Source organism: Rothia sp. HMSC073B08 (genome assembly GCF_001812975.1).
GTDB classification, from domain to species: domain Bacteria; phylum Actinomycetota; class Actinomycetes; order Actinomycetales; family Micrococcaceae; genus Rothia; species Rothia mucilaginosa.
On record NZ_KV811065.1, the window covers coordinates 25,041 to 37,708 of the forward strand.

The window sequence follows — 12,668 nt, forward strand, 5'->3', positions numbered from 1 at the left end:
CTGCGAGGCCGAGGGCACCGGCAATGGTCAGGGACAGTACAGCAATTGACTTCTTCACTGAATTTCTCTTTTCTGTATGCGCCGCTCTGCGACGGCGCAGTGCATGGTGTGGTTGACCTGTACTCCAGTGTGCCCGGAGTACGCCTCCATGCTAGCACCGTGACCTGAAAGCTCCCTGAGATGTTGCGGTGCTTCCCTTCCCCCGCTTTTCATGGGTCTTCTCAGCTCGGATCGAAGACGCAAAACACCCCGCACGCATCACAGTCGGATACGCACGGGGTGCTGGTGTCCCTGTTCTGTCGGGCTATTCGGCCAAGGGGGCAGGAGCTCGTTTTTACTTGAGGCCTGTAATCTCAGAAAAGTCAGCAACCTTGGTGGGCTTGGCCGGGGTCTTAGCGGTGCCGCGGAAACCGTCGATGGGGCCAGGGGCCTTCGGGATATCGATGGTGGAGAGGTCGGTCGCCTGCTCTAAGGTCTTAGTGTTCAGGACGGCAGCGGCGCCGTCTGCCCTAACGGCGGTGTAGAGGCTGTCCTCGGGGTTGGTTTTGATCCAGGAGCCGTCCTCGTCCACGACGATGGTTCCACCGTTGGAGTCAAAGCTACTCCACGCACCGGTATTTTTGATGATGACAATAGCGCCGTCCTTGGATTCGAATGTAGCGACTTCATCGTTGTAGTAGACGGTGCCGTCGCTGGTCTGTGCCTTCTTGACGCTGGAATCTTCCTTGAACTCGTTCAGGGATTCCTTGCTGGCGCGGTACAGTGCGGAGGTTGCCTGCTGGTTGGATTCCTCGCTCTTCTTAAGTGCTTCGCTTGCTTCGCTGGGCAGAGCGCTGGGGGCGCTGATGGTGCCCTGGGTGGTCTTGGTTTCTGCCTTGGTGGTTTCAGCTGCGGCGGAGGTGGTGCTTGCGCTGGTTGCCGCGGCGGAGGTGCTTGCGGGTGCCGAGGCAGTTGCGGAAGCGGACGCGCTTGCCGATGCGGAGGAGTTGGAGTTGGTGCCGGAGTTACCGCCGCAGGCTGCGAGGCCGAGGGCACCGGCAATGGTCAGGAACAGAACAGCAATAGACTTCTTCACGGCAGATTTCTCTTTCCGTCATGCGTCGCTCTGCAGCGGCACAGTGCGTGGTGTGGTTGACCTGTACTCCGGTATGCCCGGCGTACGCCTTCATGCTAGCACCTCATCCTGACGGTACTCTGCAAGCATGCGTAAAACGCCCCGCACGCATCACGCTCGGATGCGCACGGGGCGTCTTATAGGTCAAGGGGCTGTTACGCTCTGGTAGCGTCACAAGCCGCTGTTAGTTCTTTACAGCTTACTTGGGCTGTGCGGGCTTGACGGGGGCGACCTTAGCCTGTGCGGGCTTTGCGGGAACCTTCGGAGCCTTCAGGTCTGCCTTCTCGCCGCCAACGATGGAGGTTACTTCACCGGATGCGTCCACGGTTGCCTGCAGGCCGCTGTTAGCCTGGATGCTCCAGGAGCCATCAGCCTTGACTGCGACCTGGCCGTTTGCGTCCTGGCGGCTCCAGGAGCCGTCAGCCTGTACAGCTACCTGACCTTCGTCACCCTGAATGGTCCAGCCGCCGTCCTCGGAAACAATAACGTCGCCCTCAACGGCGGAGGAGGAGTTACCCTCGGAGTCCTTGGACTCAGCCTTGGTGCCCTTTTCGTCAGACTCTACCTTGGAGGAGTTACCCTCGGAGTCCTTAGCGTCTACGGATGCCTTGCCGTCTGCGCCGACCTTCACGTCTGCGGAGTTGCCTTCGCCGTCGTTAGCCTTGACGGTGACGTTGCCGTCCTTGTCAACCTTCACGTCTGCAGTAGCGGAAGCAGAAGCTGCCGAGGTGGTTGCAGCTGCAGAGGATGCCTTAGCCGATGCACTTGCGGAAGCAGTTGCAGAAGCGGATGCGGATGCAGTCGCGGTGGTGGTGGAAGAGGACTGGGAGCCGCATGCGCTCAGGCCCAGTGCGCCTGCGAAAGCGATGGACAGCACCGCGGTGGTCTTCTTCATTGCGGGGGCGATAGCCATTGTTTCTCCTTGTGGTTGTTAGTATGGTGCGGCTAGTTGGCGACGTATTCGCGTCGTGCGCAGGATCCTTGTGGGATTCCATAACGATTATCGGTGTAACCAACCGCGTTAATTCTATCGAGTTTGGGTGTGATTATCCGGGCGCGTGGGCGTTCTTCCGCATTCTAGTGAGTGGGATAGCCCACGTTTTCGCCGAGAGTATCAGCCTGTTGTTTAGCGGCGCGGGGTCACGGGCTTGACGGGGTCCACGGTAGCACCGGCAGGCTTGACGGGTACGGCAGGTACCTGGAAGGTTCCCTGTCCGGTCTGTTCCCAGGAGCCGTCAGCCTTCACTTCGACAACACCGGGGGTTCCAACGAGCTCCCAGGATCCGTCTGCTTTCACCTCTACGTTGCCGCTCGGGCCGACGCGTTCCCAGGATCCGTCAGCATCTACCTCATTGATGTCGCCGTTGGGGGCGTGGTAGGACCAGCCGCCGTCAGAGTCGATCTGGATCATGGTGTAGCCGTTGGCGGCGCTGACGGTTCCGCCGTCGACGGTCACAGAACCGTTACCGGCACCGTTGGAGCCGCTCTTGGCGGTGGTCTCGCCAGCTTTCTCGTCGACCTTTGCGGAGGAACCGGAGTTGTTCGATGCAGAGCCGCCGTTGACGGTTGCGTTGCCGCTAGCGTCTGCGGTCACGCCGGTTCCGTCAGCACCGTTGACGGTCACGCCGCCTTCGGTGACGGTTACGGTGCCCTGGGAGCTGCTTGCGCTGGGGCTCGGGGAGGCTGCGTCGCTTGCCTTGACGGTGACCTTGCCGTTGCCAGCGTTGACTGCTGCGTCAGCGCTGGAGGATGCCTTGGCGGTTGCGGTTGCGGTGGGTGCCGGGCTGGAGGTGTTCTGTGCACCGCAGGCGCTCAGGCCGAGTGCTGCGATTGCTGCGATGGACAGTGCGGCTGCGCCGGTGCGGAAGCGACGGTTGGTGGGCTGCGCGGAAGTACGCTGAGCGTGGCGTGCTGCCATGAGGGGTTCTCCTTGTGAGTCCCGGAGGGTCAATCGTCCGGGGTTTGTATGGTTGATTTTCCGGTTGGGGTGGGGCCGTTTGTATGGTGTGTGGCTTTTCCTTCGCCGGTGATTCCAGCTTAGGGTGTGAGTCTAAGATTGAGCTTTAGTTTGCTGTGTTTAAGCTATGTCTGGACGGCGATGTATAAGTATTTTTCCCAGCGGAGTTTCATACTCATGGTTTTTCCCTCAGCTTATGCATAGCTTTCTGTTCATATGTATAAATTTTCTTTATTTTTTCTGTAGTCCACCCCAGCTTCTTATGTGGAGTAGGGGTAGTTTCTATGTTTTTACCTCAACCACACAATTAAGGTTGCAAGGACCCAACTAATCAGCGATTCTAGGGATCCACCTCACCTGCCTAGGGGCGCTTCCGCTGCTTGGGCTTTCTTCAGCCGGGTTTTCTCCGCTGTTTCCCCTTGGGCAGGCATAATAAAAGACCCCCACCGTGAGGGTGGGGGTCTTTTATCAGATTCAAAGTCTCAAGAATTACTTCTTCTTAGCGACTGCTGCCTTCAGCTTGGAGCCTGCGGTCAGCTTCACGCCGTGACCGGCGGGAATCTGGATGGTTTCGCCGGTCTGCGGGTTACGGCCGGTACGAGCTGCACGGTCGGTGCGCTCGATTGCCATCCAACCGGGGATGGTGATCTTCTCGCCCTTGGAGACGGAAGACTCGAAAACCTGGAACACTGCGTCGAGGACTGCGTTTACGGTTGCCTGGCTCTTGCCAGACTTCTCTGCAACCTCTGCAACGAGTTCGGTACGGTTCTTAGCCATTAGGGTGCCCCTTCCAGAGACTTAAGGTTTGAGTCTAAAGCGAGTGACCGTCGGTGACGACGGAAAACCGTTTAGGAACTAAAATACCAGATTTACCAGCTGGACTTGGTGATACCGGGCAGCTCGCCGCGGTGTGCCATCTCGCGGAAGCGCACGCGGGAGATACCGAACTTCTGGAAGGTACCGCGGGGGCGGCCGTCAATCTGGTCGCGGTTACGCACGCGAACGGGGGAAGCGTTGCGGGGCAGCTTCTGCAGTGCCACGCGTGCTGCTTCGCGCTCCTCGGGGGTAGCGTTCTCGTCGATCAGGGTCTTCTTCAGCGCGATACGCTTCTCGTTGTAGCGAGCGACGATGACCTTGCGCTGCTCGTTGCGAGCGATCTTGGACTTCTTAGCCATTCTTAGCGCTCCTCTCGGAAGTCAACGTGCTTGCGAACGACGGGGTCGTACTTCTTCAGCACCATACGGTCGGGGTTGTTGCGGCGGTTCTTACGGGTCACGTAGGTGTAACCGGTGCCAGCAGTGGACTTGAGCTTGATGATAGGACGGAGGTCCTTAGCCTTGGATGCCATTTACTAGATCTTCTCCCCGCGTGCGATGATTTCTGCAACAACGGCATCGATGCCACGAGCATCGATAACCTTGATGCCCTTAGCGGACACGTTCAGGGTTACCTTACGACGCAGCGAAGGAACCCAGTAGGTCTTCTTCTGAACGTTCGGGTCGAATCGACGCTTGTTGCGGCGATGCGAGTGCGAAATGCTGTGTCCAAAGCCGGGAACAGCTCCGGTCACCTGGCAGACTGCTGCCATGTTTCACTCCTTTATTGATTGACTTTTATGACGGTACGCAGTCGATGTTACTCGTAAGCGTCCCGCCACCAATGTAGAAGCACCGGGTTATTCGCCGGGCTAGAGTGTTTGAGATCGTCACGTGGGTGAGAGGCCACGCATCGATCCCCGCCGCGGGAAAAACGGTGAAGCTTATTAGTGTCGAGAGGCGTTTCCACCACTACGAACAGCGTTAAATTCTAGGTAAATACGGGGGTTCGTGCAAGCCTGCACGCCGGATTTTGCCTTAAAAATCCGCGGAATCTCGGTGTTCTGAGCCGATTGCACCTCGTTTAAGCGAAGAGCTCGATTCACGGATGCACGCCTACCCTCGAGCGGCAAACATACCTATCCATTCTACCAAAAATGGGTATTTTTGCAAGTCCAGATGTTTTTAAGGGATTCTTTAACGCCCCTAGTCAGGCATTAATTCGCGGTTTTAAGAACGGGCGTTCTTTATGTGACCGGGGATAAATTACACCGGTGAAATTCATGTTGTGAGATTAACAGCTTAAGCCGGATTTTAAGCCTTAAACAGCCCCGCGCCACCGATTCTTGCGGTGTGCGCAGGGCTGTTAAACAGGCTTAAACACGCGTTTAAAGAGCTTTTAACTCTCGTTTTAACGCTTCCGCCCAGGTTTTAAAGGGCGGTTTAAGGGTTTGCAACGGTACGGGTAACGGCGGATTTACCGTTCCCGTTACGGCGTAAATGCGGGAACAAATACGGCACAGATACAGCACAGGGCGCTCCCCCGGCATACAGTTTTACGCCGTAACGTGCGCCCCTCAGCATTAGTTCTTAAGGGCGTTAGTTTTTAAGGCTTGCCGCGGGGACCCACTCCGGGTACTTGGGGCTCACACCGTCCCCGGAGCTCGTACCCTTCAGACGGCGGCCGATCCACGGCAGGGCAAACTCGCGGACCCAGCGTGCCTCCTGCTCAACCTTCTCGCGAGCGGTTAGCTGCACCTCCGGGGGCAGTACCGATTCAGTGACCACACCGGGCAGGCCAAGCTGCGCCAGCACGCGGGATGCGAAGCGTTCGTGGCCGAGGTCGTTCATGTGCAGGCGGTCGTCAGCCCACAGACGCCAGTCGAGGAAGTCGTTCCAGCGCCAGTAGTCGATAATGTGCACGCCGTGGTCTTCGGCGATACCGCGCAGCAGCTCGTTGTAGGTGGCGGTACGGCCGCGGGTGCGGGCGAAGGGGCCCTGCCCCTGTACGTCCAGGCCGGTTACGGTAAGCACTTCGATTCCTTCGCCGCGCAGGGTGGCGAAGGAATCGTCTACGTGGGTCATGAGCTGGTCAATATCCACGTTGGGTCGCATGATGTCGTTGCCGCCGCCGTAGAAGGTGACCAGGTTGGGCTTCAGCGCCAGGGCTGCCGGCAGCTGCTCTTCAAGAATGGGAATGAGCAGGCGGCCGCGGATAGCGAGGTTTGCGTACTGCGCCTGCGGGTCTACTGCACCGAGGCCTTCGGCAACGCGGTCTGCCCAGCCTCGTAGGTTGTTGGGGCGGCGGCGGTCAACGTCGCCCACACCTTCGGTGAAGGAGTCACCGATTGCCACGTAGCGTACTGATTCACCGTTGAGCTTGCCGTTGGAGTCTAGGAGCGGGGTCGTCATTGTGTTCTTCTTTCCGGGCCTCTGTAGAGAATGACCCTTCTATGGAAGAAGCCGGCACACCCGCGCGGTGTACCGGCTTCTTCGCTTAGCTTTCGGTGCGTCCTGTTTTCCAGTATCCCACTGTTATGGGCGCATTATCAGATATGAGCGGGGGTTTCTTAGGATGCGACAGCTGACCCGGTAGCTGCGGATGCCCTCCGCGGATGGGGTACCACCACCACACTGCCGTCGTTAAACGGGTCCGCAACCTCGGCCTTCAGGCTAAAGATGGTGTGCAGGTTCTCGCAGGTGAGCACTTCGTGTGCTTCGCCTTGGGAGACGATGGAGCCGTCCTTCATAGCGACGAGATAGTCGGCGACTCGAGCGGCGAGGTTCAGTTCGTGCAGCACCATGATCATGGTGGTGCCGCGCTGTTCGTTGAGGTCCGAGAGTAGGTCGAGTAGCTCCACCTGATGTGCCAGGTCGAGGTAGGTGGTTGGCTCGTCCAGCAGTAGGATGTCGGTTTCCTGGGCGAGCGCCATGGCAATCCAGACACGCTGACGTTGGCCGCCAGAGAGTTCGGTGACCTGTCGTTCGGCGAGGGACATGGTGTCGGTGGCTTCTAGTGCCCAGGCGACCGCCTCATCATCTTCGGCGCTATTGCGTTTGAAGAGTCCCTGGTAGGGGTAGCGTCCTCGGGAGACGAGGTCGGCTACGGTAATTCCTTCGGGGGCGATGGGATGCTGGGGCATGAGCCCAACCATGCGGGCGAAGCCTTTCATGGAGTATTCGTGGGTGGGTTTGCCGTCGAGGGTGAAGTCGCCGTTGAGCGGCTTGAGTAGTCGGGAGACACCGCGTAGCAGAGTGGATTTACCGCAGCCGTTGGGGCCGATGATGGCGGTGATTTTGCCCTTGGGGAATTCGAGGGAGAGGTCTTTGACGATGGTGGTTTCGCCGTAGCCGAGGCTGACGTTCTCTACTTTAAGGGTGCGTTCGGTGATTTCTTTCATGGCGTCCTTTCTTCTCTAAGGCTTTTCCCAGAAGCCTCCTAACTTAGCCTATCCTAATTTCGGGTCAGAAAATAGCGAATCCCCCGAACCGTTCACACTTCTGTAGAACAGCACGGGGGATCCGCTATATCGGCGAACTTTAGAGGTTCACTTTTCCGCTCACGAGCCAGCCGCCTTCCGCTGCACGCTGGAAGACTTCCTGAGCCATGGTGCGGCCGTAGGTCTTGGAGACATGGTTGTCGTCGAGGTAGACGTAGATGTTTCCAACCACGGGGCTGCACATGCCGTCCGGGCAGTACACGTCCTTCAGATCCACCATGACGGCACCCTGGTTGCGGTACTTGTCGAAGATTTCCTTTGCAGGGTTTTCGGCAGCATACTTGTCACTTGCGGGTCGTGCGCAGGAGCTCTTGTCGGCACCGGCCTTCTGAGCGCACTCGTAGATGTTGTACTCGAAGCGCGGGTTATCGCGCAGGCCGATGACCTGGACTCCTGCCTCGGTGAGGCGGCGGACCGTCTCGTCGAGGCTCGGGTCGACTCGTTCATCGTTCGAGCGTGCCTGGGCAACGGTGGCGATGAGCACCACGGTCTGCGGCTTACGCTTGAGAATTTCCTCGGTCATCTTGGTGTTGAATTCCGAGCATTCGTTACTAGCGTTGACGGCGCGGACCGGGTACTGGCAGCCACCGAGCAGGTAGGTCTGCAGGTTGGTTTTGGTCTGTTCTGCGATGGGCTTGAAGATGCTCAGCGCCTGTTCGGCGTGGGAGTTACCGATGACCATGGTCAGCGGTGCGTCCTCGGGGCCGTACTTCTGCAGGCTGCAGTACTTGGCGAGTGCCGGGTCGGAGGGCGCGAAGCCGCCAACGCAGGGGTCGCTCAGTCCGTCGAACTGGGTTTTGACGTCACCGCCGGAGGGGATGGGGTTGTCAATGAGTCCCTGCTGGGCGCCGCCGATAGCGCGGGCGCCGGGGTAGTTTTCGCTGGCGGTCTGTACCTGCAGTTCGGCGTTCTGCTCGGACTGGGTGTTGCGGTAGCCTACCCATGCCTGTGCGGCTACCAGGGGTACGCCTGCGACCAGGAAGATCGCGAGGATGAAGGCGAGCTGGTCTGCCCAGGTCTTGACCGAGAATACGGTCTTGAAGCGCATCTTCATCATGAGCCAGGGTACGAAGGGGTCCTTGCGGTAGCGCAGCGGCTTTTCGACGAAGCGGATGAGCAGCCATGCCAAGCCAATGGAGGCAAGGATAATGACAGCGCCTTCGATGAAGTTCACGCGGGAGGTACCAACGGCGCTGCTGTAGAGAATGAGGATGGGCCAGTGCACCAGGTACAGGGCGTAGGAGATGTTGCCGAGGTTCTGCAGGGGTGCGGAGACCAGCAGTCGGTCGATGCCCCAGCGGCTGTTGGTGCGGCCTGCCATGATGACGAGCGCACCGGAGAGCACGGGCCAGAGCGCCAGGTAGCCGGGGAACGCTCGTTCCACGGGCAGGATTGCGCCGCAGGTGACCAGACCAATAATGCCGACCCAGCCCATAATTACTCGAGCCTTCTCGGGTGCCTTCCACTTGAGCGTGAGCATTGCCAGCAGGGTGCCGATGGCGAATTCCCACAGGCGGGTGCGGGTGTCGAAGTAGGCGAATCCCTGGTTGGTGTCGGTTTCAACAATGGAGAAGGTCAGGGATGCGACGAACACCGTGTTGAAGATGAATACCGCGGTGGTGAAGAGGTTTCCACGGAATCGGTGTACGACGTAGGCTACTGCGGCGAAGAGCAGGGGCCAGATGATGAAGATCTGTCCCTGGATGGAGAGCGACCAGAAGTGCTGGAAGGGTGACTTCACGGAGGCGTTTTGGGCGTAGTAGTCTACGGAGCTGAACGCGAGGTTCCAGTTCTGGAAGTAGAACAGGGAGCTCCTTGCGTCGGTTACGGTTTGCGACCAGCGACTGGGCGCGAGCACGAAGAAGGACGCAATGGTGGTACCCGCGATAACCACGGTGGCTACGGGTAGCAGTCGCTGGAAGACGTGCATCCAGTAGCTGAAGAGATTGAGAGGTTTGCCTTCGTTGATCTTGCGCATGAAGGAGAGCGAGAGCAGGAAGGCGGAGATGAAGAGGAAGACGTCCACGCCGCCGGAGACTTTGCCGACCCAGACGTGGTAGAGCACCACGAGAAGCACGGCGAAGGCGCGCAGACCCTGAATTTCAGGGCGGAACCCTCGCGATTCGATGAATTCTTCGAGGGGGTAGTCGTTGGTTTCGCGTGCTTTGACGGTGCGCAGCGCCGCGGTACGGGTGCCCTGCGAGGCGGAGGCCTGCGGGGTTCCGGAGGTTTCAGACATACTTGGTTCCTCAGGGCGGGTAGACGATGTGTTGGTGCGGGTCCCTTAGACACTCGAGGACACTCGCTACAATAAAATCCTGATCCGCACCTCTGCTATGAGGCTGGTGCGAACCAGGATTTTTCTGAGCCCCCTACCGGATTCGAACCGGTGACCCTCTGTTTACAAGACAGATGCTCTGGCCAACTGAGCTAAGGAGGCAACCTGTCCAGTGTACCTTATTCTCTTGGTTGAGTCTGCTTAGTTGTTCTTTTAGGGTTTGGTTGAGAATACTTCTAAATTATGGGGTGATGGCATGTTCGTTTCCTTCGTTTTAACCCTTCTGAGCACCACCTCTGTATGCTGCTCACCCACCCCTCGTACTCATCACCGTGTATGGAAAAACCCGGTAGCCTCACGCGGAGGTTACCGGGTTTTTGTATCGAAGCGGTTACTTCTTCTTAGCTTCGATCTTTTCCTTCAGGAAGGTGCTGAAGTCGTTGCTGGTGTACTGGTCACCATCAACGAAGACGGTGGGGGTACCCTTAATACCGTTCTTTGCGGATTCAGCGTTGACCACGTCCACGAAGGGGCGCCACTTGCCATCGTTCATATCGGAGCCGATGGAAGCGTGGTACTTCGAAGCAATGTCGGCGATCTGCTGGTTGTTCATGTCGCCGCGGCCCTGGTGAGTAAAGATCTCACGCTGGTAGTTCAGGAAGTCGCTGGTGCTGACCTGGTTTGCCACGGAGTATGCTGCTGCCGCGTTACGTGCGGAGTAAGCGGTGGGCGAGGAGCGGTCCAGGAAGGTCAGGTTGCGGATTTCCAGGGTGATGGTGCCGTCCTCGACGAGCTTCTGGATTTCTTCACCGTACTTCTTCTCGAACTCTGCACAGTGCACGCAGTTGTAGTCCTGGAAGACGGTCACGCGAACGGGCTGGCCGTTCTTGGATGCCTCTTCAGCGGTCTGCACGCCCGGGGGCAGGGTGTTGACGGCTGCTGCGGTTCCGTTGACCATGGGGGTCACGGAGGAGGTCGAGGTTGCGAGCTGCTTGAAGTCGCGGTTCTCCTGGGTGGAGGAGTTCTGGACGATGCCGTCCTTGGTCAGCACAATGCCACCGTATTCGTTGGCGCTGGAGGGCACCGGGCCGCTTTCTGCTACCTTGGTGTTCTTGTTGCCGTTGACTACGACGAAGCCGATGATACCTACGATGATGAGGACCACGGCGAGTACGCCGAACTGGAGCCAGCGGCGGCTTGCCTGGCTGGGGCTCTTCTTGGCCTGCTGGGCCGCAATCTGGCGGGCTTTTTCGCGGGCGTCGGTCGACATGCCTGCTCCTTTGGTTGGGAATATGGGTGGCGGTTCGTCCACTTCTTCTAGCCTACTCCGGTTGGAGTGAGCGTCCATCCGAGCAAAGCTTCAGATGATCTGATCTTCCGACCCGGGGTTGTTCGTATCCCCTATAGGGTGTTCTAGAGCTCAGCTTCTGCCGTATATAGCAGCTGAAAGCTATGTCGATCAGTTCCTGTCACGTGGATAGGTTCTGTCTTTTCTCTAGTGTGGACGTACCGCGCTACCCGTCTAGCCTACCGAATGGGTGCCTTATCGGCTAGTTAATACTCTGACTGAGATATTGTGATGTCTGTTCTCACGCTCTCAGCTTATTTTCCTCGTAAACTTTCGTAGCATTGGGAGGCGCCTCTCCCCTGCCACAAGCTACGCCGAGGCACCCACCCGGTTCAGCTCACCAGCCGTTAGGGAATGTTGTAGACTTCCACTCCCCCAATGAACGGGCGAGTATCGAAATTCCCCTTCCACTCCACGCTCAGACCGTGCTTCTCCAGTACGGGGATAATAGTGTCCTTCATGAGCTCTACGGAGAGCTTCTTGTGAAGGGCACTGATCTCTTCCTTCTGCGCATCGCTCAGCGCGTTCCATTCATTTTCGTCCCTGGGGTAGGCGAGGAAGGAACCGAAGCCAACGTAGGTTCCGCCGCTCTCTGCGAGGCTTTCGGCGTCCTGCTGGTGAAAGTAGATGTATCCCTTCCATTCACGGCTATCGTCGATCTCATCCCAGATCTCTGCGGAGGCGCAGGTACCGCAGCAGGTGAAGTTCTGTCGTGCAATGACGCCTTCTTCTTCCAGGGCTGCGAAGGCACGATTGAGGTTGGAGTTCTTCTGCATTTCCGGGGTAATGCCCAGCTCAGCAGCAAAGGCACGACGACGCTTGATGAGCTCCTCCACGTAGTCCTCTACGCGCTTTTCCCAGAGCTTGCTGTCTTCGTTCTCCCCATCGTATTCCAGACCAAGTACGTCCATCACATAATCGGTGATGGTTTCTACGTACTGCTCAGTAGCAGATTCACCCATGAACAGCAGGGGCCAGATGGGCCAGAGCAGCTCAGCTTCGTCTTCTTCGTCCAGTCCCCATTCTTTGGGGAAGGGCGGGTCGAGGCGTTCTTCGCTCCAGCGTTCGTAGATGCTCTTCTCATCAGCCATGATGATGCTCCTTTACTTGCTCTCTCTACTCGTTGAAGTAGAGATGTGGACTGCTCTTGTTGTTAAGGTATCAAGAGTTTATCTGCCGTGCCCTCTATTTCGTCATTCAGGCGGATCAGTGAACTACCATCTCGTTGCCTCTGTATCAGGTTGGCACGCTGTCTGGCGAGGCTGCATCCCCTGTTCCCCTGCCTCTCTGCTGCGTCGCTGAATCTCTGGATCTATGAGTCTCTGCACCTTTGCTGAGTTAGGTGTCTTTCGTTCTAGGAGTTTTTGTTCTAAGAGTTTTTCGGTACACAAAAAGAGGGGAAGACCTTATAGGTCTTCCCCTCTTGAATAAAAAACCCGCGGTGACCTACTCTCCCACACCCACAAAAGTGCAGTACCATCGGCGCGAAGAGTCTTAGCTTCTGGGTTCGGAATGGAACCAGGCGTTTCCCTCTTGCTATAACCACGGAAAATCTAGCGAATAACTTCGTTATTCAAAATTTCCGAATAAAAAGCCTCAACCTCCCGAAGGAAGCCCAGGGTTATTATCCAAAAACCATACAGTGAACGCAAACAA

At 57.7% G+C, this 12,668-nt stretch carries 12 protein-coding genes, 1 tRNA gene and 1 rRNA gene; all 14 read right to left on the bottom strand.

Annotation, left to right across the window (positions count from 1 at the left end; genetic code table 11):
- Positions 1–334: 334 nt before the first annotated feature.
- Positions 335–1,075, bottom strand: coding sequence for a preprotein translocase subunit SecD (locus tag HMPREF2884_RS04875; RefSeq protein ID WP_070616078.1), 741 nt, complete (start codon positions 1,073–1,075; stop codon positions 335–337).
- A gap of 238 nt (positions 1,076–1,313) precedes the next feature.
- On the bottom strand, positions 1,314–2,027 hold the full coding sequence (locus HMPREF2884_RS04880; protein ID WP_070616080.1) for a hypothetical protein: 714 nt from the start codon (positions 2,025–2,027) through the stop codon (positions 1,314–1,316).
- Between the two features lie 213 nt (positions 2,028–2,240).
- Positions 2,241–3,032, bottom strand: a complete 792-nt coding sequence (locus tag HMPREF2884_RS04885) for a hypothetical protein (RefSeq protein WP_070616082.1) — start codon at positions 3,030–3,032, stop codon at positions 2,241–2,243.
- A 528-nt stretch (positions 3,033–3,560) separates the two neighbouring features.
- Positions 3,561–3,848: an HU family DNA-binding protein gene (locus tag HMPREF2884_RS04890; RefSeq protein WP_005506733.1), complete on the bottom strand. Its 288-nt coding sequence runs from the start codon at positions 3,846–3,848 to the stop codon at positions 3,561–3,563.
- Positions 3,849–3,940: 92 nt separating this feature from the next.
- Positions 3,941–4,246, bottom strand: a complete 306-nt coding sequence (gene rpsN / locus HMPREF2884_RS04895) for a 30S ribosomal protein S14 (RefSeq protein WP_005506731.1) — start codon at positions 4,244–4,246, stop codon at positions 3,941–3,943.
- 2 nt (positions 4,247–4,248) lie between these two features.
- The gene (gene rpmG / locus HMPREF2884_RS04900) at positions 4,249–4,419 is read right to left on the bottom strand and encodes a 50S ribosomal protein L33 (protein WP_004005967.1); all 171 of its coding nucleotides are present in this window, start codon (positions 4,417–4,419) and stop codon (positions 4,249–4,251) included.
- A gap of 3 nt (positions 4,420–4,422) precedes the next feature.
- Complete coding sequence (gene rpmB, locus HMPREF2884_RS04905) at positions 4,423–4,659, bottom strand: 50S ribosomal protein L28 (protein WP_004005966.1); 237 nt, start codon at positions 4,657–4,659, stop codon at positions 4,423–4,425.
- A gap of 826 nt (positions 4,660–5,485) precedes the next feature.
- Positions 5,486–6,298, bottom strand: a complete 813-nt coding sequence (locus HMPREF2884_RS04910; RefSeq protein WP_070616084.1) for an SGNH/GDSL hydrolase family protein — start codon at positions 6,296–6,298, stop codon at positions 5,486–5,488.
- Between the two features lie 158 nt (positions 6,299–6,456).
- Positions 6,457–7,287: an ABC transporter ATP-binding protein gene (locus tag HMPREF2884_RS04915; protein ID WP_070616086.1), complete on the bottom strand. Its 831-nt coding sequence runs from the start codon at positions 7,285–7,287 to the stop codon at positions 6,457–6,459.
- Between the two features lie 139 nt (positions 7,288–7,426).
- Positions 7,427–9,625 carry an acyltransferase family protein gene (locus HMPREF2884_RS04920; RefSeq protein WP_070616088.1) on the bottom strand — a complete coding sequence of 733 codons (2,199 nt, stop codon included), beginning with the start codon at positions 9,623–9,625 and terminating at the stop codon, positions 7,427–7,429.
- 127 nt (positions 9,626–9,752) lie between these two features.
- Positions 9,753–9,826 (bottom strand) — tRNA-Thr (locus HMPREF2884_RS04925).
- Positions 9,827–10,055: 229 nt separating this feature from the next.
- Positions 10,056–10,934, bottom strand: a complete 879-nt coding sequence (locus tag HMPREF2884_RS04930) for a DsbA family protein (RefSeq protein ID WP_070616090.1) — start codon at positions 10,932–10,934, stop codon at positions 10,056–10,058.
- A gap of 425 nt (positions 10,935–11,359) precedes the next feature.
- On the bottom strand, positions 11,360–12,103 hold the full coding sequence (locus HMPREF2884_RS04935; RefSeq protein WP_070616091.1) for a DUF6891 domain-containing protein: 744 nt from the start codon (positions 12,101–12,103) through the stop codon (positions 11,360–11,362).
- 342 nt (positions 12,104–12,445) lie between these two features.
- A 5S ribosomal RNA gene (gene rrf, locus HMPREF2884_RS04940) occupies positions 12,446–12,562 on the bottom strand.
- Between the last annotated feature and the right edge of the window lie 106 nt (positions 12,563–12,668).

Coding starts and splice junctions, on each gene's coding strand:
- HMPREF2884_RS04880 (WP_070616080.1), bottom strand. CDS start 2,027: ATGGCTATCGCCCCCGCAATGAAGAAGACCACCGCGGTGCTGTCCATC.
- HMPREF2884_RS04885 (WP_070616082.1), bottom strand. CDS start 3,032: ATGGCAGCACGCCACGCTCAGCGTACTTCCGCGCAGCCCACCAACCGT.
- HMPREF2884_RS04890 (WP_005506733.1), bottom strand. CDS start 3,848: ATGGCTAAGAACCGTACCGAACTCGTTGCAGAGGTTGCAGAGAAGTCT.
- rpsN (WP_005506731.1), bottom strand. CDS start 4,246: ATGGCTAAGAAGTCCAAGATCGCTCGCAACGAGCAGCGCAAGGTCATC.
- rpmG (WP_004005967.1), bottom strand. CDS start 4,419: ATGGCATCCAAGGCTAAGGACCTCCGTCCTATCATCAAGCTCAAGTCC.
- rpmB (WP_004005966.1), bottom strand. CDS start 4,659: ATGGCAGCAGTCTGCCAGGTGACCGGAGCTGTTCCCGGCTTTGGACAC.
- HMPREF2884_RS04910 (WP_070616084.1), bottom strand. CDS start 6,298: ATGACGACCCCGCTCCTAGACTCCAACGGCAAGCTCAACGGTGAATCA.
- HMPREF2884_RS04915 (WP_070616086.1), bottom strand. CDS start 7,287: ATGAAAGAAATCACCGAACGCACCCTTAAAGTAGAGAACGTCAGCCTC.
- HMPREF2884_RS04920 (WP_070616088.1), bottom strand. CDS start 9,625: ATGTCTGAAACCTCCGGAACCCCGCAGGCCTCCGCCTCGCAGGGCACC.
- HMPREF2884_RS04930 (WP_070616090.1), bottom strand. CDS start 10,934: ATGTCGACCGACGCCCGCGAAAAAGCCCGCCAGATTGCGGCCCAGCAG.
- HMPREF2884_RS04935 (WP_070616091.1), bottom strand. CDS start 12,103: ATGGCTGATGAGAAGAGCATCTACGAACGCTGGAGCGAAGAACGCCTC.